The sequence below is a fragment of the Flavihumibacter rivuli genome (assembly GCF_018595685.2).
In the GTDB taxonomy this organism is placed as follows: domain Bacteria; phylum Bacteroidota; class Bacteroidia; order Chitinophagales; family Chitinophagaceae; genus Flavihumibacter; species Flavihumibacter rivuli.
In genome coordinates, this window is the sequence record NZ_CP092334.1 from 949947 (window position 1) to 972266 (window position 22320).

18 protein-coding genes are annotated in these 22320 nt (G+C 44.2%); 5 read left to right on the forward strand and 13 right to left on the reverse strand.

Annotated elements, in window-relative coordinates; all coding sequences use genetic code 11:
• Window positions 1-18: 18 nt before the first annotated feature.
• Window positions 19-1611 carry a peptide chain release factor 3 gene (locus tag KJS94_RS04270; protein WP_214446080.1) on the forward strand — a complete coding sequence of 531 codons (1593 nt, stop codon included), beginning with the start codon at window positions 19-21 and terminating at the stop codon, window positions 1609-1611.
• 17 nt (window positions 1612-1628) lie between these two features.
• Here KJS94_RS04270 and KJS94_RS04275 read toward each other — a convergent pair whose 3' ends face one another.
• Window positions 1629-4424 (reverse strand): T9SS type B sorting domain-containing protein, encoded by a 2796-nt coding sequence (locus KJS94_RS04275; protein ID WP_214446081.1) that lies wholly within the window; start codon window positions 4422-4424, stop codon window positions 1629-1631.
• Window positions 4425-4529: 105 nt separating this feature from the next.
• Window positions 4530-5873, reverse strand: a complete 1344-nt coding sequence (gene purB, locus KJS94_RS04280; protein ID WP_214446082.1) for an adenylosuccinate lyase — start codon at window positions 5871-5873, stop codon at window positions 4530-4532.
• Between the two features lie 65 nt (window positions 5874-5938).
• Here purB and KJS94_RS04285 point away from each other — a divergent pair, with 65 nt between their 5' ends.
• Entirely contained in the window at window positions 5939-6688 is a 750-nt protein-coding gene (locus KJS94_RS04285) for a menaquinone biosynthetic enzyme MqnA/MqnD family protein (protein ID WP_214446083.1), read from the forward strand.
• Between the two features lie 4 nt (window positions 6689-6692).
• On the opposite strand, the gene KJS94_RS04290 is transcribed toward KJS94_RS04285, so the two are convergent.
• From KJS94_RS04290 to KJS94_RS04330, 9 genes are read right to left on the reverse strand one after another with little or no spacing between them, the layout of a single operon-like run.
• Window positions 6693-7550, reverse strand: a complete 858-nt coding sequence (locus tag KJS94_RS04290) for an alpha-1,2-fucosyltransferase (RefSeq protein ID WP_214446084.1) — start codon at window positions 7548-7550, stop codon at window positions 6693-6695.
• Entirely contained in the window at window positions 7541-8335 is a 795-nt protein-coding gene (locus KJS94_RS04295) for a family 6 glucosyltransferase (protein ID WP_214446085.1), read from the reverse strand. The genes KJS94_RS04290 and KJS94_RS04295 overlap by 10 nt, the downstream gene beginning before the upstream one ends.
• Window positions 8332-9072 (reverse strand): class I SAM-dependent methyltransferase, encoded by a 741-nt coding sequence (locus KJS94_RS04300; protein WP_214446086.1) that lies wholly within the window; start codon window positions 9070-9072, stop codon window positions 8332-8334. Before KJS94_RS04300 ends, KJS94_RS04295 begins: the two co-directional genes overlap by 4 nt.
• A gap of 13 nt (window positions 9073-9085) precedes the next feature.
• Entirely contained in the window at window positions 9086-9973 is an 888-nt protein-coding gene (locus KJS94_RS04305; protein WP_214446087.1) for a class I SAM-dependent methyltransferase, read from the reverse strand.
• Window positions 9974-9987: 14 nt separating this feature from the next.
• Window positions 9988-11499 (reverse strand): lipopolysaccharide biosynthesis protein, encoded by a 1512-nt coding sequence (locus KJS94_RS04310; protein ID WP_214446088.1) that lies wholly within the window; start codon window positions 11497-11499, stop codon window positions 9988-9990.
• A 33-nt stretch (window positions 11500-11532) separates the two neighbouring features.
• Window positions 11533-12471, reverse strand: coding sequence for a glycosyltransferase (locus KJS94_RS04315; RefSeq protein ID WP_214446089.1), 939 nt, complete (start codon window positions 12469-12471; stop codon window positions 11533-11535).
• Window positions 12468-13634 carry a glycosyltransferase family 4 protein gene (locus KJS94_RS04320; protein WP_214446090.1) on the reverse strand — a complete coding sequence of 389 codons (1167 nt, stop codon included), beginning with the start codon at window positions 13632-13634 and terminating at the stop codon, window positions 12468-12470. Before KJS94_RS04320 ends, KJS94_RS04315 begins: the two co-directional genes overlap by 4 nt.
• 29 nt (window positions 13635-13663) lie before the next feature.
• A complete protein-coding gene (locus tag KJS94_RS04325; protein WP_214446091.1) occupies window positions 13664-14473 on the reverse strand; it encodes a glycosyltransferase in 810 nt (269 codons plus the stop codon).
• A 10-nt stretch (window positions 14474-14483) separates the two neighbouring features.
• On the reverse strand, window positions 14484-16961 hold the full coding sequence (locus tag KJS94_RS04330) for a YfhO family protein (RefSeq protein WP_214446092.1): 2478 nt from the start codon (window positions 16959-16961) through the stop codon (window positions 14484-14486).
• 143 nt (window positions 16962-17104) lie between these two features.
• Here KJS94_RS04330 and KJS94_RS04335 point away from each other — a divergent pair, with 143 nt between their 5' ends.
• Both KJS94_RS04335 and KJS94_RS04340 read left to right on the forward strand, forming a co-directional pair.
• On the forward strand, window positions 17105-17401 hold the full coding sequence (locus KJS94_RS04335; RefSeq protein ID WP_214446093.1) for a hypothetical protein: 297 nt from the start codon (window positions 17105-17107) through the stop codon (window positions 17399-17401).
• 3 nt (window positions 17402-17404) lie between these two features.
• Window positions 17405-18181 carry a queuosine precursor transporter gene (locus KJS94_RS04340; RefSeq protein WP_214446094.1) on the forward strand — a complete coding sequence of 259 codons (777 nt, stop codon included), beginning with the start codon at window positions 17405-17407 and terminating at the stop codon, window positions 18179-18181.
• Between the two features lie 39 nt (window positions 18182-18220).
• Here KJS94_RS04340 and KJS94_RS04345 read toward each other — a convergent pair whose 3' ends face one another.
• Window positions 18221-18721 carry a GNAT family N-acetyltransferase gene (locus KJS94_RS04345; RefSeq protein ID WP_214446095.1) on the reverse strand — a complete coding sequence of 167 codons (501 nt, stop codon included), beginning with the start codon at window positions 18719-18721 and terminating at the stop codon, window positions 18221-18223.
• Between the two features lie 3 nt (window positions 18722-18724).
• The gene (locus tag KJS94_RS04350) at window positions 18725-19453 is read right to left on the reverse strand and encodes a PrsW family glutamic-type intramembrane protease (RefSeq protein WP_214446096.1); all 729 of its coding nucleotides are present in this window, start codon (window positions 19451-19453) and stop codon (window positions 18725-18727) included.
• Between the two features lie 57 nt (window positions 19454-19510).
• Between KJS94_RS04350 and KJS94_RS04355 the strand changes: the two genes are divergently transcribed.
• Window positions 19511-22318, forward strand: coding sequence for a TolB-like translocation protein (locus KJS94_RS04355; protein ID WP_214446097.1), 2808 nt, complete (start codon window positions 19511-19513; stop codon window positions 22316-22318).
• Window positions 22319-22320: the final 2 nt, after the last annotated feature.

The window sequence follows — 22320 nt, forward strand, 5'->3', positions numbered from 1 at the left end:
TGCCAAAAAAAGGTTGACATGAAGTTCCATAACGAGATCATTAAACGCCGGACCTTTGCTATTATTTCGCACCCGGATGCCGGTAAGACCACGCTTACGGAGAAGCTCCTGCTTTTCGGCGGAGCCATCCAGACAGCCGGTGCTGTAAAAAGCAACAAGATCAAGAAGCATGCGACCTCTGACTTCATGGAGATCGAAAGGCAGCGTGGTATCTCGGTGGCTACATCGGTGATGAGTTTTGAGTACCAGGGAATATTGATCAACCTGCTGGACACCCCGGGTCACAAGGATTTCGCCGAAGATACTTACAGGACCCTGACAGCGGTAGATAGTGTAATCCTGGTGGTGGACAGTGTGAACGGGGTGGAAGAACAAACCCGCAGGTTAATGGAAGTGTGCCGGATGCGCGATACACCGGTGATCGTGTTCATCAACAAGATGGACCGCGATGGTAAGAACAGGTTCGACCTGTTGGAAGAAATTGAGAAAGAACTGAGCATCCATCTTCACCCCATGACCTGGCCCATCAATAGTGGGAAGGATTTTAAAGGAGTCTATAACCTGCATGAAAAAATCCTGAGGTTGTTTACTGCCAGCACTAAGGCGGATGATAGTGATGTGATCACCCTCGATAGTCTGGAGAATACCCTGTTGGATGAGAAGATCGGGGATCGTGATGCTGCCATCCTGCGTGAGGATGTTGAACTGGTAGATGGGGTTTATGGCGAATTGGATGTAAATGATTACCTGGCAGGAAAGGTAGCCCCTGTATTCTTTGGTAGTGCCGTGAACAACTTCGGGGTCAAGGAAATGCTCGACACCTTCATCAGGATCGCCCCAACCCCAAGAAGCAGGGAGACCACCAAACGCCCGCTAGATGTTGAGGAAGATAAATTCAGTGGGTTTATTTTCAAGATCCACGCTAACCTGGATCCAAAGCACCGCGACAGGATAGCCTTCCTCAGGGTATGCTCGGGAAAATTTGAAAGGAATAAGTATTACCATCATGTTCGTTTAGACAAGGATGTCAGGTTCAGTAACCCCTATAGCTTTCTTGCCCGCAGCAAGGAAGTGATCGAGGATGCTTTTCCTGGCGATGTAGTGGGTCTGTTTGATACGGGTAATTTCAAGATCGGTGATACCCTTACAGAAGGGGAAAACTTCTATTTTACAGGAATTCCTTCCTTCTCTCCGGAAATATTCAAGGAGGTGGTGAATAAGGATCCAATGAAGACCAAGCAATTGGAGAAGGGACTGTTGCAATTGACAGATGAAGGGGTGGCACAGCTCTTTACACAGTTCGGGGGAAATAAGAAGATCATTGGATGTGTTGGTGAGCTGCAGTTTGAGGTGATCCAATACCGCCTTCTCCAGGAATATGGCGCATCGGTGGAATTCAGGGCCCAGCCCTATTACAAGGCTTGTTGGATCACCAGTAATGACCCAAAGAAACTGAATGACTTCACCCGCTTCAAATCAGCCAATATTGCCGAAGACAAGGATGGACACCTGGTTTACCTGGCCCAGAGTGAATGGTTCCTGAATACGGAAAGGACCAATAACCCTGACATTGAATTCCATTTCACCTCCGAGATCCATAAAAGTGAGTAAGGAATTTGGTCAAAGTTCTACCTTAGCAGTAGTACATAGCCTTTGGTATCTATAGGGCCACAAGAAGTTTGGGCCCTTAGAATATAAACATAGTTGCCTTCCGGTAACTGGTTGCCGTTGAGTTTCCCGTCCCAGCAAACCTTATGATTCCTGGTTGAGAAAACGATTTGCCCCAGCCGATTGAATACAGAGAACTCAAATATCTCTTCTACCGGCCAATTTGAAATACCAAAACAGTCATTTTTGCCGTCATTATTTGGACTAAAGGCATTTGGCAGTTTCAGAGAGAATATATCTAATCCAGCTGATGATACCCTTAAAGTGTCTGAACTGGTTCCACATTCATTATTTGCAATTGCAATTAAGGTTGCGGGTGGCTTAACTTCCCTTACTGGAGTCGTAATACCATCCTTCCATTCAAGGAAATCCCCGTTAGTGACTTTCGCTTCAATTTTTATGAATTGATTTTCGCACAGGGAAAAATCATTGCCAAGATCAATTCTGGGAAAGGATCTCTGCGCCACAAAAATTGTGTCACTTGATTTACAACCATCCTTATAAACGGTCAGGTGATATAATCCAGGTTCATTAATTTCAATTTCACCGGTTGTATGGCCGTTATTCCAACGCAATGAATCTGCCAATACCGATGGGTTAAACATAATAGATGTATTCGGGCATAAAGATGTGTCCGGCCCCAGACTAACCACTGGTAAATCTACTTTGTTAACATAAATTGTGTCAGAAAAAGAGCAAGCATTCAATTCCACATTGAGCCAATATTGACCTTCCTCACCAACTACTATTTTCTGGCTTGTTGAACCTGAGCTCCATAGGTATTTACTTGCATTTGATATAGTTCCTAACTCTACCTCTTGACCTGCACAAATATTAATGTCCCTGCCTAACCCCGGAAATATTAAAGTGTCAATCCTTACATTAATTGTGTCAGAAAAAACACAACCGTCATTGGCTATATCTATCCAGTACTTGCCAGAATTATTCACGACTATTGTACTTGTGGTAGCGCCTGTATTCCATTTATAAGAGGACCCGGCAAACTCTTTTCCTAACTGGATATTGTTTGGAGTACAAATTGATGTGTCTTTTCCTAAGTCAAGAACTATCCCAGGCTTTTCAATGATAATAATCGTGTCGGACTTGCTGCAGTACCCCCTTTCCACCAAGAGCCAAAATTCACCAGCTGTAGAGATGCTTATAGAGGGATTTATAGAACCAGTATTCCATAGAAACTTTTGGGCATTTGAATTGCTAGTAAGCTCTACCTGGCTACCCGGACAAAAATAGGTATCTGGACCTAAACCGGAGAAAACCAAGGTATCCGCCTCGACTATTACGGTATCCCTGCTACTGCAACCAAAAGCATCTGTAGCCTCCACCCAATACGTTCCTGGTGCGTCAACTTTTAATGAATTCGTTATGGAATAATTATTCCATAGATACTTAACATAGTCTCCAGTAGTAACAATACTCATTGAATTGCCTGTGCAAAAGCCTGTATCCTTTCCCAGGTTGACTTTTTGAGGCCCTACGACAGTAATTGGTTTGCAAATGATCTTTTGGGTCGGTAGTCCCTCATCAGCGTAAAGGGAAATATTATAGTTCCCAACCTGGTTATAACTGAATGATGGTGGTTGAAATCCAGTGAATGAAGGAATAGAAGAATTGGAGCAATTGGAAAAACTGAGCTTTGAAATTGAGTTGCTTGTAACATTCGGTATAAAAAAATTCAATGCATCACCGGTGCGGAAAATTTTTGATATGGAATGCGGAAAGCTTAAACCGCCTATGTTACCAATGGAGGTGGCTGATGGAATATTATTGATTTTATCTCCAAAATCCAATCTCGTCATTGTATTATCGCCTTCATTAACAACAAAACCATAGATACTACCACAATCACTAATTAAACTGATGTCCCTTGGCTGGTTTACAAAATCCCCTAAATTAAGATTTGAGGCTATTGGAGTATTGGTCAGGGAGGGTCCGAAATCCAGTCTTGCGATATCGTCCCCTAACTTGTTTGCGACAAAAATGTGGAAATTGAAATTATCCTTGATCAAAAAAAGCCCTACCGGGTAATTTAATAATCCAAGATTTCCAAGGTTGTCAACAGCAGGACTATTGGATAAGGAATTGCCAAAAGCTAACCTTGTAATAGTATTATTATCGGCATTAAGGATAAAAGCAAACCAATTACCGTTGTCATTGTAAAGCGTTAGGTCAACCGGAAAGGAAAGATTCCCAATATTCCCGAAATCTGTAACTGTTGGAGTATTGGATAAACTATTACCAAACTCCAGCCTGATCAATTTGGAGTTGGAATATTGCCCACCAGTTACCAGGCCACTCCAATTATTGCCTTGTTTGATGATTTCTAGTCCTTCTACTTGGGTTGGTAATACCCCAAAATTTCCCAATGAAACAGATGTTGGTGTGTTAAGCAAACTATTGCCAAAATCTAAACGGGTCAAACTCCCGGATTCATGATTTGAAACAAAGCCATAAAAATTCAATCCATCCTGTGCAATTTCCATAAAAACAGGACTTCCAATTGCCCCAGAAAAAGACCCAAGGTTTACACCAAGGGGTAAATTGCTCAGAGAGCCAGAACAGAAATTCCAGTAATACGAGGTGCCTCCAACACTAAGATTCTTCAATGGTACGATACTATTAATGCAAATAGTATCTGGAATCTCAAAATCAAAGGTTTGACTATAGCCAGATATTGAATAAAACAATAGGGCTATTAACCCTAATGTGTAATACTTGATGCTAACTAAAGTTGACATGCCGACAAATAAGTGGCAATAAAGCAAATGAATATTAAAATATCAACATGTTCCAGTAAATATTTGATATTTAAGTCAAATCTTGAAACAAGTTTGCCAATAAAGTTAAAATTCAGCTGAAACCCCAGTGTAATTGGATGGGTTTATTGCTTTTAGCTCCTTTTTAAGCGAAGCCGAAACTTTCAACCCTTCAATGAATGTGTGGATGGCTTTTTTGTCTATGGCCGCCTTACCCCTGGTCAGGTCTTTTAAGGCCTCATAAGGATTGGGGTAATTTTCCCTTCTCAGGATGGTTTGGATGGCTTCTGCCACAACCGCCCAGTTGTTTTCCAGGTCTTCCTTCAGTTTGGCTTCATTCAACACCAGTTTGCCCAGTCCCTTTTCAATTGAACGTATAGCAAGAATGATGTGCGCGAAGGGAACACCAATGTTCCTGAGTACGGTAGAATCGGTCAGGTCGCGCTGCAGCCTGCTGATCGGGAGTTTGGCAGAGAGATGCTCAAGCAGGGCATTGGCTACGCCCAGGTTGCCTTCGGCATTCTCGAAATCAATGGGGTTAACCTTATGCGGCATGGCAGAGGAACCAATTTCACCTTTCTTGGTCTTCTGCTTGAAATAATCCATGGAAATATAGGTCCAGATATCGCGGCAAATATCGATCAGGATATTGTTGATACGCTTCATTGCGTCGAAGTGGGCTGCAAGGTTATCATAATGCTCGATCTGGGTAGTGAATTGTTGCCTTTGCAAACCCAATGACTCAACAAACTGGTTGCCAAGGTTCACCCAATCCTTCTTGGGGAAGGCTACATGATGGGCATTGAAGTTTCCTGTGGCACCTCCAAACTTAGCGGTAAAGGGAACATTGATGAACTGTTCGATCTGGTTTTGGATGCGCTCCACGAAGACCATGATCTCTTTGCCTAGTTTGGTAGGACTGGCGGGTTGACCATGGGTGCGGGCCAACATGGATACATCCCTCCACTGGTCAGCGAGGACCTTGAATTGGTTGTTCAGGTTCAGTAAAGCCGGCAGGTATTCAAATTCTGCTGCATGTTTCCAGGAAAGGGGGATAGAAGTATTGTTTACATCCTGGGAAGTTAACCCGAAGTGAACCCACTCCTTCAAATGGCTGGCGCCTGCATCATCCAGTTTCTGTTTGATGAAATATTCAACCGCTTTTACATCGTGGTTGGTGATCTTTTCGGTTTCCTTGATGCGTTGGGCGTCTTCCACGGAAAAGCCTCCAGCTGCCTCGCGAAGCAGGTTACGGGTCTTTATTGGGAGACTGAAGAACTTTTTGTCAGCCAGGAACAGCAGGTACTCCACTTCAACTATTACCCTGTACTTCATAAGGGCATATTCAGAAAAATACTCATCTAAATGTTGAAGTTGACTGCGATAACGGCCATCAACAGGGGATATCGCGGTAAGTTGCTGGAGTTCCATGGTTGTTGAACAAATCTGTTTAAAAGTTGGTTGTACTGTACATTTGCAAAATTAAAATAAAGGGAGTGGAAAGAAAAATAAGAGTGGGCGCGGTGAATTACCTCAACACCAAACCCCTTATTTATGGGCTGGAGAAAGGAATGATGAATGAATCCGTTGAACTTGAAATGGATTATCCTGCCCATGTGGCTTCAAAACTGCTGAATAATGAAATTGACATGGGTCTTGTCCCTGTGGCTACCATTCCCCGTTTGAAGGAATATTATATCATTGGAACGCATTGTATAGGTTGCTCTGGCCCAGTGGCATCCGTTTGCCTTTTTAGTGAGGTGCCTATTGAGCAGGTTGAAAAGGTATTGCTGGATTACCAAAGCAGGACCTCAGTTCGCCTGGCCAAGATCCTCATGAAACATTATTGGAAGATCGATCCTGTTATTGAAGATACGAAAGAGGATTTCCGCAACCGGATCAATGGAACCACAGCCGGAGTAGTAATTGGAGACAGGGCATTGGAACAGCGGCATCATTCCCCTTACATCTATGACCTGGGGGAAGCCTGGATCAATTTCACCGGTTTGCCATTCGTTTTCGCAGCATGGATCAGTAACAAGCCGCTGGATCCAAAATTTATTGAAGCGTTTGATCAGGCCAATACAGTAGGATTTCAACATTTGGAGGAAATAGTAGCTGCCCATCCCTTCCCATATTTCAACCTTAAGGAATATTATACCCGTAGCATTGACTACAAGCTGGACGAAAGGAAGAAAGCTGGTCTTCAACTTTACCTGGAGTACCTGGAGAAAATGGACCTCTGACCTATTAAACCCTGATCCAATCTGGAGGGTAAAGATCGCGCGTATCATGACCAGCCTGGCTGAACCAGTTAGCAGGTGCGATGATCTTTTTGCCAGTGAAATCATTCAACCATGCTGCCCACCAGCTGAAGCTGCTGTTGGCGATGACCTGATGCCGGCACTTCTGCATGAGGTAAAAATCATCCATGGCAGTTTGTGCTATGCTGCCACTAATGAATTCATGGGGTAATTCAATTTTAATATGCTCTTTCACCCAGTTGATATCATCAGAGAATAAACAAATATGGCAGTTGGGAATCATGTCAGCCATTAGTTTTATAGCCTTGGTATAGTAGGAGGGAGGAAGCACACCATGGTATTTCACAAAATGAGGCAGGAGGTAATCACCTCGCCGTATATGGACAGCAATTGAATTTATTGAGGCCAACCTATTAGCCTGATCCGCGAGTTTCTCCGTAAATGCTGGCTGAAGGGTAAATTCTTTCCTGATGGTATTGCTGATAGGCAGGAAATATTTTTCGCTTTGCCAGTCACCTTTTAGCAATACAGAAGGCCCAGCCTTAAAAAAATTAGGGTCAAAGTGGAAATGGGGCTCCCAATATTTAGTCCTTAAATGGGCGGGTTTGAGCCGTTGGCGGACCTTCCTGACCAGGGTGCCGGGTTCAAGAGCCATGACCTCAGCCGGGTCAGCTGCCTGGTAGTCGAGGGAAAAAACATCGAGGGCAAACTTCCGGTGGGCAGGGTCCTGAAAATGGCTGAGATCAAGTTTCAGCGGGACTTTATGGTGCATGGCCAGGCTCTTTCCGGCTGCATATTGGAACATTTGGTTGCCCATCCCTCCTTTTAATTGCACTATGACCATAATCTTTTGAGCATTTTTCTTAGTCTATTGATTATGCCAGTTTTTACCTCTACCGTGGAGTTTTCGGTTCCACGAAGAAAATCATGCCCTCCCAACCTGTTCTTATCCCTCATCAGTATCATTGGCCTAAAAGGTAAATCGCTCCCTTCAGGATAGGAGAAAGATGGATCTAGTGAAAAGGGTGGATGATCTATAAAATATCTGTTTAAATGGGATTCATCATGCCATTTTGCGATGATTCCCTTATCCAGGTCCTCCTGTACATTTTTCTTTAGTGTTTGTATAAGTTGAATATAAGCTTCAGAGCTTCCTCCGTTAAGACAACCCTGATAGTATAGGTTCCCTTCTTTTTTTCCTATATAAGCCTTGGATCGCCTTTGGTCACGCTCATAAGGATAATCCTTCTTTCTTTTTAAATAATACCCGGGATGTATCACACCGATCAAATCGGTTCTATTATCTGAAGGAATAACCATAGGCTGGTTAATAGGCCTTACAAATAAGGCATTAGCATTAAAAAAAAATACATAATCAAACTTCCTTAGTTTTTCGATTACTTTACTGAAGCAATGAAACCTCATTAAAGTGTCATAAGGCCAGCCTTTTCTGGGTTCAAAAATCTTGTGCACATTACCCAACTCCTCGGCGTACAGCACAGATGCATCAGTAAAAACAAAATATTCCTTCAGATTACCGGGCAGGAAAAACTCTTCGGAAGAGAGGTAAAAATCCTTCCAAAAAATATCATACTTACCAGTGCAGATATATAAAACACCAATTTTCATTCAACCTTCTTTCTCGCAATAATTCCACAATAGGGAGAATACAACCCATTACTGGGTAAACCAGAAAATAATGTACGCAACTTGTAAACAACTTTTAGTCCAACCCGCTGTAAAAGGTTCCGCTGCTGGTGGTCACACCAAAAGTCGAACCCACCAAAGTATCCGGACCATTCTACTGTATAGTTAAGCTGCTTGAGGTAATCAGACCATAATCCGGGTTGCATTGCTGGTAAGTAATGCCGGCCGAGGTTCTCCTTGTCAAACAGTTGATGAAGCGCATGCTGTAATGGCCCCCTGAAATTGGGTGTTGTAATCACCAGCCAACCGCCAGGTTTTAAAACCAAGTCATGATATCCAATTATTTCCTGGAAATTCTGGAAATGTTCAATAAATCCTATAGAACAAACTACATCGAATTTATCTCTGGTTTCCTTAGTATACTCAAGAACATCACCTTGTTCAATTCTTCCAATATTCACCCCTTGTGCATTTATCCAGTCTTTAAACCTTGAATCCTCAAGATGGGGGGTAAGATCCATTCCAGAGATCTTGAAACCCTTCTTACCAAAATACAACAGGTATCTACCCGGAAAACAACCAAGCTCAAAAACTTCACCGTGCGGATGAAATTTCTTGAAAAACTGCTCATCAAGCCATTCCGTAACTTTATCTGACTCGATGTAATATTTGAAATCATCATAGGATGCATTCCAGTATTGCTGATCTACCAAATCCATATAAGGAGATTATTTAAAGTTTGACCTTTTTGAATAGATCTTTTCTGCCATTTCCGAATGGCCGGAAAATTACATTGAAAAAGTCAATTGGCTTGAATTTCCTCAATAGGGCTATCAATCTTTTAATTAGTAGTGCTGGAGTGCTAAAATTTGCATTCGGGTTAAAAATGGCGTCAGTTTTAAAATTCTCATCCTTCCAGGATATCCATTCATAGTCACTTTGTTGCGGCTTGGATCTGAAAAGCTCCCCCTCGCTTACTTTTTGGGCAATACCTAATAAATAAGTTTTCCGTGCATTCTCCATAATGACCCTGGACCTGATGGCCTTTGGATCAGGAATCTTATACCAGGAAAATTCTTCCCCGGTCAGTGATAAAAAAACTTCTTTGGTTTCAAAGCCATTCTCAGCATCAAAGACCCTGAAAAATAATTCAGGACTAAACTGGTAGAAACCGTGACCAAAAAAGTTATTAGCTGTAGTGATCATGATAAAATATCCGCCAGGCTTTAAAAGTTTCATGGCATTCGAAATGGCCTGGGGGAAATTAAAAACATGCTCGAGTGTACCTGCATCAATAACAGTGTCGAATTGACCTTCCCATTCCTTTGGGATAGGAGCATTCATATCATGTACATATGTGGCATTTTCATAACTAGAAGCATCAAGACTTTCAGTAGTTGTAGCTCCAATAAAAGAAAGAAATGGCTCAACATATTGCCCACACTGGCCTATTAAAGCGTCAAATTCCTTTCTTGAATGCCCGAACTCTTTCAGGCAACTCAATAGTTGCCTTGATTCCAACTGGAAACTTTGTCGTCCCAGTGTAAGCGTCCTCCCTAATCTGCGCCCATTTTTCTTATGGTATAACAATAACCTGATAGCAGCACAATCAAATCCCATAAAGCTTTATTTTGCTATTTTCTTTCAAAAAGTGATTCTAACTTTTCTTTCCCTACTGTTAATAGTTGTTTCGCATCAGGCGTAAGGTCCAAAAAGAATATAAAGGTTATGGCCAATGAAACAAAGCAGAATGATCTAAAAATAATCCCTGTAATACCTTGCATTTGACCAAAAGCAAATGAGCAACCAAAATAAATGGCCACCATTACAACTGATGACAATGCAGTTTTTATAGTAAAAGGTTGCATCCCAAATTTGTACCAGATAAAGCCATATCGAATACCATTGTAGATTCCAAATGAGACTAGATTGGATATAGCAGAGCCATCTATGCCATATTCCTTAACCAGTAGATAATTCAGCGGGATAAACAGAAAGAGGAGAACAGACCCTGAAATTACCTCAAACTTCCACAAATTGGATGTGCCAATAATTTGACTATTTACACCTGTTCCAGCATCGATGACCTTACTTATGCCGAGTATCAAAATCACATTCTTTCCAGCCTCGAAATCCTTATTGATGTTGAGGATACCGAAAAACTCATCAATATTCAACCAGATTATCCCGAAAATAAGCATAGCAATCAGAAACAGATTGATACTGCTCCTGTAATACACCCTTTTTATTTCATCATAATTTTTTTGTTTCCAGGATGCAGACAAAATTGGAACGGTAGCGGATATGATACTTCTTTGTGGTACTTGTATGGTATTGGCTATAAATGTAGCAAGGGTATAGATACCTACATCTGAAAGCCCCTTCTTACTCACACTGGCAATTATAATACTGTCAACATACTGAGCCAGGGTGTTGATTATCAGGCTAGCATAAATTAAGCTCATAAGTGAGAATATCTTCCCCTTAAATCTCCTGGTAACCTTGCTGATTTGAAGGTTAAAATGAAGAACGCCCTTATTTTTTAAATGTACGATTAGTACCAGTGAAATAACCAGGTAACTAAAAGAAAAAAGCTTGATGAAAGTATCGAAATCAACCAACTTAAAAACAAAAAGCAGGATCAAAACAGTTTGCACCAATCTTAGTCCGGTTTCTTTTAAGAAATTTGATAAAATATTGCTGTTGTTGAACCAGGCAAAAGCTTCAAAAAGGGTAAATGTTAATACTCCAAGTGCATAAGGTAAGATCCAATAATAATATTGAACCAACATTGCTGAACGTGCTGAAAATTTCCTAATGATCAGCGGCTGAAAAAGTATACTGGCAATTGTGACCAACGAAAACCCAATTGTGCAGATCAGTAAACTTATAGCAACCTGATCATTCTCTTTTGCCTTTAAATTGTCCTTGTAATATGGAAAAAACTTATATATATAGCTTAATACCCCAAATGAGGCAAAAGAGAAAAATGTTTGCCCCATATCGTTCATCAGGCGGGTCAGGCCATACTGTTCAGTGGAAAATGTGCCATTGCGTACAAACAGGTAGGTGTTCAGGAAGCCAATGGCAAAGCCAATATAGATAACGATGGATGATAATATGGTTTGTTTCCTGATCTGTCCCATTTAGAGGAGGCTTCTGTGCAGCAATGATACAATTTAACGGACAAATACCTCTTTCTGTAAAAAGCCTTTTAGGGTGAACCACTGGGAAAGGAACAGGTATTTACCCTTGCTTCCCTGACCCTTGATCAGGAAACCCAGTGCGAGTAATACTGATGCCCCCAGTTTAAAGAGGTATTCAAGAAATTTTTTTACCAAGCCAGAAAATCCTTCTTCAGTCCTGATTCGGACCTTTTCTTCATTGCCGGTCTTCAGGAAAAGCTTCCTGAAATTGGGGAAGGCTGTCCTGTAATCATCGATAAAATGATGGACGATTGCCTTGGGTGTATAATAGACCTTGTTAGAGATAGCCGTAACCTTGTAATAAATGTATTTATCGTCACTCCTGAACGTTAGGTCGTTATTGAAACCTCCGGCCTGATCTATGATGGATCGTTTATAGGTCATGTTACAGCCGGCCGGGTACTTCATTTTGCCTTCAAAAACCTTAGGCTCCTCACCAAACTCCACCTTACCCACAAAGCCATTCAAATAAGTACTCATCCAAACGGGTTCATGGCCTGATTCATAGGCGGGTACGACCCTTCCGCCAGCGCCTACTGCGTCCGGATATTCACGGAACATCTCCAGTATAGCCTGAAGAAAGCCTGGTACTGCCCTTGCATCGTCATCGATATAGGTAATGATAGGGGATTGGGCTTCCTGCCAGCCACGGTTGCGCGCAAAGGAAAGACCTTTCCTGGGTTCAAAAACATAACGGATATTCAGTTCCGGATGGTTCGCCATGAATTCCTTTACGATGGCCGCCGTATTATCCGTACTGTGGTTATCAATGACGATCACTTCATATTGGTCACGGGACAGGTCTTGGCCGGCCAGACTGTCCAGTGCCATATTGATATAACGGTCACGGTTATAGGTGCAGATCACGGCACTGATCCGGAGGGTTCCTTTATGGGCTGCAGGATTTGTCATAAATAGGGTTCCAGCAGGTCGCGGTAATTGGTCTCGAACTGCCGGATGTCAAAATTATGCTTTGCGTACTGAATGTTATTGGCTGATTGCTGCCTTAACAAGGGAGGATCACTAAGGATGAGCCGGATAAACTTACAGGCTTCTTCAACCAGTGCGTTCTCGTCTTCCACCTGGTTCAGGATGTAGCCATTCACCCCATCCCTCACATGCAAGGGAATATCCCCAACTGCTGTTCCGATAATGGATAATCCCCTTGCCATAGCTTCCATTACCACCAGGGGAAAACCCTCTGAACTGGAGGTGATCAGGAGCAGGTCAGCCGAGCGGTAAACCTGGTCAATGATCGCGGGGTCAGATTGATTGCCGACGAAGTGACAGAAAGCATGCAGCTCTTGTGGTATGGCACCCTTCACTTCACCCATCAGGCTGAGGGAAACCGGTAATCCTTCACGGATACAGTTTGCGGCAATGGCCGCTACCAGGTGAACCCTTTTTTCCTTTGTTCCCCTTCCCACATATAGGAGTTTTAGTTGCCCATCAAAGGCCCTTTCTGATACCTGTTCCGGAAGCGGTATCCCGTTCTGGATAAGCCGGATCCTACTATCCCATTCAACCGGCACTCCATATTTCCTGTAGATGGCCAGGTGCTGGTCAATGGATTTTCGGCTGATCATGATCGTTTGCCGGTAGAATTCAATGAATGGCAGCCTGATATAGGAAAAACTGCAAAGGGAATGGATGAGTTCGATCTGCGCAATATCCTTTCCCAACCAGGGAGAGAGTTTGTATGCAAAATTGCACTGCCCGTTGAATACGACAGGGGACTTTTGTTGTTGTTGGATATAACCAGCAATGATTCCCCTGTACACCAGGTTATTCCAATATTGCCACTTGTTGTCCGTTTTGGTGGAGATCTCGATCAAACGGTGTCCTGTTTCCCTGAAAGCTTCCAGGTATCCCTGGTCTTTGGAATGCCTGGTGAAGAAGATCACCGCCTTCCTTCCCCTGAAACAACGGGCAATATCCAGGTGGACTTTTTCAGCACCACCGATGGCATAGAAAGGGAAAAGAAAGAACAGCTCATATTCTTCCCCTAATGGCCTTTTCCTTGCCTGCCATTTTCCCCACCAAACAAAGGGGAAAATGAACAGCCCTTCCAGCATACGTTTTAATATGATCAGTCGGTATATCATTACTTTCCAACAATGCTCTTCCAAATCCCTGTTAAAAGGTCTATTAAACTATAGAAAGCTACTTTTATAATGAATCCATTGATTTTCCCTTTTGCCAATTGGTGTTTAAGGAACCTCCACTTGCAACCTGCATTTTTCAAAAAGATATTCTTTCCTTTAAGTGCTGTACTGGTGACTGATTGGGAATGTATCCGGTAATGCAATAACACTTCCTGTATCTTGGCAATGCCCAGGCCATTGGCTGCTATCCTTAACCAAAGGTCATAGTCTTCCGTGTTGGGTTGGTAAGCTGCATACAGATAGGCTTTCATGACCTCGCTTCTTGCCATTACAGTTGGGTGTGCAATTACATTCTTGGAAGGAAGGATATTGCGAATGGCATTACGGTCAATAATGGCATGGTCCAATACCCATGATCCGCTAAACTCCCCATGCTCATCTATATACTGGACCGGGCAGGCCACCACTGCTACACCGGGGTTTTGACCAAGGTATTCTACCTGCCGCTCCAATCGATGGGGGAGGGCAATATCATCTGCATCCATCCTGGCAATAAAATGTCCACTGGCCATTTCAATACCCCTGTTCAGGGTATAGATCAGTCCTTTGTTAGGCTGATTGACCAGGTATAGGATCCTTGGATCCGAATAAGCTTTGATGATCTTTTCTGAACCATCCTTTGAGCCATCATTGATAATGATCAATTCCAGGTTTTGGAAGGTCTGTCCCAGAATACTTTCTATCGCCTCCCTCAGGAAACGTTCACCGTTATAAACGGGCAGTATGACACTTACTTTGGGTACCACCATTCCTGACTGCTTAGACCGAAGCCACTGGTGCTTTTCCCTTCCCTTTGTAGATCATGAAGGCTGCCAGCAATAACAACAGGCCGATCACTATGGAGGCTATTGTGGTAATTTGCTTGCCCTTCAAATATCCTTCCGGCTCAAAGCGGAATTCAATATTATGTTTGCCGGCAGGAATCGCCAGGCCCCTCAATACATAATCGGTCTTAACGATAGGGGCTTCTTTGCCATCTATGAATGCCTTCCATCCTGCCTTATAATATACTTCACTAAATACGGCAAACTGGTTGCTTGCGGCATTGAATGAATAGTTGATAATGTCATTGTCATTCTTTACCAACTGGAGGCTTGCCGTAGAATCCCATTGAGGTTGGAAGGGGATGGAGGATTTGAAGCTTTCCTGTACAACCGCGGTATCCTTCGGCTGGAAATTATCCAGGGCCTTCATTTCTTCCTTTGGTCCGGGTACATAACGAATGGCTTTCACCAACCAACAGGGGCCAAGTGCATCGGGATTGAGTTGTGCCGTTTGCTCTCCGGTCTGGGGATTGGCTACCAGGATATACTTGGTGTTCAGCATATTCAGTACCGCAATATTCACTGGTGACTTGGACAATTGGTTCTCGATGATATCCTGGTAAAGGCGTAGTTTGGCAGCATGGTATCCGCCCAGGGAATTGTGGTAGTAAGAGGTGCGGCTTTCTGCAAATGCATTACCCGACAGGTTGAAGACCCTGAAATAGCCTTTATCAGCCAGGATCTGCTGGTCGGCCTTGGTCATAGCGAATGCGCTGCCATCATTTTCTTCTTTTTCCAGGTAATTATCACTGTTCATGTATTTGCTGTCAACCGCCAACAAGTCCCCAAAACTCAGTACAGCGAGGATAAGGGTCACCACAACCGGTTTGATCCGGGCCTTCAAAAGCATCCAGATCAGCCCGGCAGCAATGCCAGAAAAGGCAAGGGCTTTCATGATATCAGTAAGGAACAATGCCTTCCTGTCGGCCTTCAGGCCATTGATAAAATCATTGACATATTGCGTTAACTGGGGCTGGTTCATGGAACCTACCTGTTTCAGCAGGTTGCGTTCATTTTCCCCAAGATAGTCGAAGGAGATATAGAGAATGAAAAGCAAGGCAAAAACTACACCTGCTCCTATAAGCCCTTTCTTGAAATCAGGCATCCAGGCCTTTTCATCACCCTTCCTAGCCCATAACTGTTGCAGGTAGATTACCGCAGCCATTGGGAAGAGAACCTGCGGGATCACCAGGATCATGGAAGGTGCCCTGAACTTATTGTAGAACGGAAGGTATTTGAAGAGCAGGTCGTTAAAGGACAGGAAGTATTCGCCCCAGGCCATGAAAAGGCTTAGTATGGTTGCCGCCAGTATCCAGTAACGATGCTGGTTACTGCTCATGAAGAAACTCATGATGGCAAGGAAGCAGATGATCGCTCCGAGGTAAGGAGGTCCGGATGTGTAACCAATGCCTCCCCAGTAATAGGTCAACGGGAGTTGGGACTGCAACTCTGCCGGCATGGAACGAAGCGCTTCAACCGCTGCGGAAGCATCGCCTCTTTCATCCTTATCACTGCTACCGCCATAGATCCTGGGGGTCATCAATACAAAGGATTCACTAGGGTAAATGCTATAGCTGAAGGCATAATCCTTATCCAGACCGGTAGAACTTTTGGCATCGCCCTGTTCGCTGAGCTCAGAAGCACCTCCACGAATGGTTTCCTTTTGGTATTCCAGGTTAGACAGCAGTACCACTGCGTTAGTGGCTGCACCCAATAAAATGGACCCGATCGAAATAGCCGCTACCATTCCCAGCCGCTTGATCTCGCCTTTTTTCACCCAGGTGACCAGGTAATACACAGCCATCACGCCAATGATCAATAAGGTATAGTAGGTGATCTGCGGGTGGTTCATTGCGATCATGATGGATGCCGTAAGTGCAGTCAAAGCGGCCCCCAACCAATACCTGCCCTGGAAGATCAGTAGTACCGATCCCAATAATGCAGGCATATAGGCAATGCAGAGCATTTTGGTAACGTGACCAGCCATGATGATGACAGGATTATAGGTGGCATAGGCAAAGGCCAATGCACCCAATGCCCCTACATAAGGATTAGCGCCCAAGACCATGGCCAGGAAATAAAATGCCAGGCATGCCAGGAAAAAGAACTGGATGGGTTCCGGCAACCCCAGACTCAGGATATTGTGGGCATTCCAGGGAACGAAATTATTACCGGGTGTACCAATCAGGAAGGTTGGCATCCCGCTGAACATGCTATTGGTCCATAAGGGGTAATGCCCATGTGTTTCCTTATACAAGACAGATTGCTGATTGGCACCTTTCCATTGGGTGATATCGTGCTGGCTCAATACTTTTCCTTCCAATGCCGGACGGCAGTAAACGACAGCAACAACCAGGAATACGATCACAGCGACAAGGTGTGGCAATACTTTCTTCAGCCAGTTTGACTTCATAGCGGCGTTTTGAAATTATCCGGCAAAATAATACTTATTTTGTTTTCCCCGTCCCAGACAACCTGCTTCAACAGCAGTTCACAGGCGGGTTGAAAGTTGGCAAAACTGCTTAATTTCCTTTTACCCTGTTTGTACAATAAGACATGACCAAAGACCCCAGACTTGATAAGATAGCATTTATCTGTAATATCTGTTTCCTTGCGGCGATGGTCATGCGTTATTACCCCGTGCTGCAGGGAACCTGGATGGAATCTATGTTGCTGGTTGCCGGCCTTTTTATTTCCCCGGTTATGAACCTGGTTTCGAACCTTAATTGGCTCTCGCTGTTTATCCAGAAAAAAGCAAAAGGTATCCAGTTGATAAGGGTATTCAACCTGGTAATGTTCATTTTACAAGCCGGACTGGTTTTAACAGGGAACCTTGGCAAAACAAAAATCTGATCAATGATCCATAACATTATAAAGGATAAACCAACCAAGCTATTTATTTTCCTCGGGGGCTTCTTCATAGCCAATGCTATCATTGCAGAGGTCATTGGGGTCAAGATTTTTTCATTGGAGGAAACCCTGGGCTGGACAAAATCATCCTTTGCGCTGCTGGGAGAAGACGGTTTATCCTTTGACCTGACCGTTGGCGTATTGCCATGGCCCATCGTTTTCATCATGACCGATATCATCAACGAATATTACGGGGTGAGGGGTGTCCGGTTCCTCTCGGTACTTACGGCCATCCTGATCGCTTTTGCCTTCCTGGTCTTTTTCCTTTCCATTCATACCGCACCGGCTGGCTGGTGGCAGGTTTCACAACAGTCTAAAGGAGTACCAGACATGCAGGCCGCTTATCACCAGATCCTTGGCCAGGGAATGAACATCATTCTGGCTTCACTCACTGCCTTCCTTGTTGGACAGCTGGCCGATGCTACCGTGTTCAGAAGGATCAAAAAGTTAACCGGTGAAAAGAACATCTGGATGAGGGCAACCCTTTCCACCCTAATTTCCCAATTGGTGGACACTGTAGTGGTATCCTATATCTACCTCTATTTTTCCATGGGCTTTTCCTTTCCGCGGGTAACTGCGATAGTCCTGGTGGGGTATACGTACAAGTTTACCGTGGCCATTTTGTGTACGCCACTGATCTACCTGATCCATAACCTGATTGAAAAATACCTGGGACATCAACAGGCTGCTGACATGAAAGCCGCAGCATTGAGGGATGCTTAAACAGTACAAAGCAAATTCCCGGGTGGGGATTGGTTGCGGTTAAATATCCTTTCCCATTACGAAGTCATCCATCACATAGCCATTGCCTATGTCGATAACTTCTTCTTTCTCCACCTCAAATCCCATGGCTTCATAAAAGCCCCTGGCCTTATTGTACTTATTTACATTAAGCACCAGATGGGAACCGAACTGTGACCTTACTTCCTGTTCCACCATTTCAAGCAATGCCCTTCCAATACCCTTGCCGTGTATATTGGGCTTTACATAAAGCTTATGGAGTTTCCAGGTGCTGCTGCTCACCGGGCCATAGGAAGCAAAGCCCACTTCATCCAGGTCGATCTCTGCGATGATAAAGCGATGGCCCTTTTCCTGCATCTGTGCAATGAGTGCCTGCTCATTATAGTTCAGGTCTAACATATAGGTGATCTGGCCAGGATTCAGTATCTCTTTGTATACTTCCGGCCATATGCTGTGGGCGAGTTCAAAGATCACCGGAATATCATCCAGGTCTGCGCTCCTTATCACCAGGGTATCGCTCATTTTCTAGTGGTTGTTTTTCGTGGGATCAAATTGTTGGCGGGATAATGCTCCATGCATTTTAATGGCCTGCCATGATAATCGAACTGCTACAAGATACGACAATACGGCACTACCGAATAGAAAGCCGGATGAAATGTTCCGGGTGATAGCCGGGTCATTCTGTGCCAGTAGAAACAGGTCAAATAATCCATGGAAAAGTATGGCCAGTAAAAGCCCCCTGGTCATCAGTTGCCTGGAATGGGTGTCATGGGTGAATTTGGCTAGTCCAGTGTAATATCCCATCAGTACCCCAAAAGTGGCATGTGCAGGAACGGACAAGAACATTCTCATGATGGCAGTACCCATCCCATACTGGTACACATAGATGATGTTTTCGAGGGTGGCGAAACCCATGGCCACCATCACTCCATAGATGATGCCATCGAATGGCTCGTTAAAAAAGGGACGGGGATAGGCATACCATTTTAATGCGAGGAATTTACAGCCTTCCTCCGTAAGGGCTATGGCAAAAAAGGAAAGGAGGATATAGTAGGTCCATCCGGTTGGTGCCATCACCTTATCGAGCAGTTGCGTTGCTGCCACCTGAAAAATTACAGTGGGAACGGTACTGAGCATCCCCAGGAAAAAAGATTTCACCAGGGCCTTCAGGGGCTCCCTGTCATAGCGGTCTTTAGAATAGATGAACCACATTATTGCGATACCGGGAGCCAATGCCAAAGCGAGTAGGTCCATAGCATAGGTTTGTTGCGCTGAAATTAGTGATTTAATATTGAGTGATAATTTTTTCGGATGCCTACATGGAAATTGACCATTTTGCCTTGCCTCTTATTGGCCTTTACTACAACCATGGCACAGCCATTTGGGGGGCACCCTGCTTCCGTAAAATGGAAACAAGTTCAAACACCCTCGGCCAGGATCGTGTACCAGGACGGATGGGATAGTACCGCCCAAAGGCTTGCAGGACTCACCGAGGCATTACAGCCAACAACATCGGCAACCATTGGTGCCAAGATCCGCCCCATTACGATTCTCCTTCAGCCAGCCACTACGGTTTCTAATGGTTATGTTGCATTGGCCCCATGGAGAAGCGAATGGTATATGACACCGCCATCCAATGCTTTTACGTTGGGTAGTCTTTCCTGGGGGGACCAATTGGCACTTCATGAATTCCGGCATGTACAGCAATACAGTAATTTCAACAGGGGTGGTTCAAAGGTCTTTGGGATCCTGCTCGGTGAACAGGGGCAAGCGTTTGCCAATGCATTGACCATCCCGGATTGGTTCTTTGAAGGGGATGCCGTTTGGCAGGAGACCGCGGAAAGCTGGCAGGGCAGGGGGAGATTGCCCGGCTTCTTCAATGGGTACAGGTCACTGTGGGAAGCAGACAGGAATTATTCCTTTCATAAACTCCGTAATGGCTCATTGAAGGACTATGTGCCTGACCATTACCAGTTAGGCTTCCAGTTGGTGGCCTATGGCAGGGATAAATATGGCCCGGGGTTCTGGAAAGAAATTACTGCAGAGGCGGCAGCCATGAAAGGATTGTTTTATCCTTTCCAGAGATCATTGAAAAAGCATACCGGTAGCAGTTATAGGGATTTTGTTGAGAAAGCATTACAGGACTCCCGTGAAAAACTGGCTGGTACGGAGGCCAAAACCGAATCAGGTCGACAGGATGTTGTAGACCAGGAAAGTCCTGTGTACACTGAAAAGGGAGACCTGCTTTATATTAAAAGTACCTATAAACAGATTCCCCGGTTCATACTTAAGCAAGGGGATGGAGGGGAAAAATCCATCCGGATTTGTGATCTTATGCTGGAGCCTTATTTCAATTATTCAAATGGTAAGATCCTTTATGCATCCTACCGCCCGGATGAACGATGGGGCTGGCGTGATTACAGTGAATTACAAGTGCTGGATGTGAACAGTGGGGAACAAGAAACCATTACCCGTAAAACCAAGTATTTTTCTCCTGCCTTCTCTACTACCGGTGATAGCATCGTTACAGTGGATATCAACGAGAAGGGGCAATATGCGCTTCATATACTCGACCATAAGGGAGGCCTACTCAAGGTCATTCCCAATCCCGACAACCTTTATTTCATGCATCCACTATTCGATGGGAATAGGATAGTAGCGGTAGCTAGAAACCCGATGGGGTACATGAGCCTGGTAGAATGGAATGGGGACGCTGGTAAATTCGAATTACTCCTGCCCTGGGCTCAGCATGTGATTGGTTTTCCGGTGGCGCAAGGCGATTCCATTTATTTTTCAGCATCCTGGAAAGGATCGGACAGGTTGATGCTATTGGATCGAAAAACCGGTAACATCCAATTCAGGAAGATCGGTAAGGGTGGGAGTAAAACAGGGACCTATCGGGCGACAATTAATAACGGTCAATTGACCATTTCCCACTTTACAGCTTTCGGCTACCGGTTGGAGACCTTTTCCATTGAAAAGGAAAGCTGGTTGCAGGCCAATGGGTTCCATCAACTGGCGGACAAGGCCTATGGCTATAAGGAACTGGATAGTTCAGTAGCCCTGTCTATACCACCAACATCAGGCTATATGCCTAAGCCTTACAAGTCAACCTCCAATTTCTTCAATTTCCATAGTTGGCAACCCTATTATGAGGAACCTGAATTCAGCATCTCCTTATTGGGCCAAAACCTGATGAATAATTTCAGGTCTGCATTATCGTATACCTATAACCGTAATGAAGGTTCTTCAACTATCGGTTATGAGGCATTATTCGGGGGCTGGATACCATGGATTAAAGCCGGGGCACAATATAGTTTCAACCGGAAAAGTATCTACCAGCAAAAAACCATTCATTGGAATGAAATGGAATTGAATGGGGGTGTAGCGATACCGCTAAACTTCAGCAAGGGAAGAAGTTTGACCTATCTTGACCTCGGTTCTTCTGTAGTTTTAAATAAGCCTTATTTCAGTGAACCTGAGAAAGAATCATTAGGGGATCGGTCCTATGTTTACCTCGACAATAGTATCCGGTTCAGTCATTCCCTCCAGAAAGCCCGCCAGAATATATTCCCACGGTTTGCCCAAACCGTCAACCTTAACTACCGAAATGCTATAAAGAATTATTCCTCAAGGCAGTTCCTTGCCAATGGAAGTTTCTATTTCCCCGGCTTATTTACCAACCATTCCTTTGTAGTGAACCTTGCCTTTCAACAAAGGGACAGCGCCAGTGGTATCAGGTTCTCCAATGATTTCCCATTCTCCAGGGGTTATGATGCAGAAAACCTTTGGCGGATGAGCAGGATCGGGGTCAATTACCATTTACCCATTGCCTATCCTGATTGGGGATTTGGCAATATCCTTTACCTGCTTCGATTGCGGGCGAACCTGTATTATGACCATAGTTTGGCACTAGACCCACAATTGCTCAAAACATCTGAGGCAATGGTATTCAGGTCAACCGGCCTGGAATTATACTTCGATACTAAATGGTGGAATCAACTTCCGGTAAGTTTTGGGGTCAGGTATGCCCGCTTATTGGATGAAGACCTGTTTGGAATGGCAGGTAGTAACCGTTGGCAGATTGTATTACCTATTAACCTCATCCCCAATCGCTGATC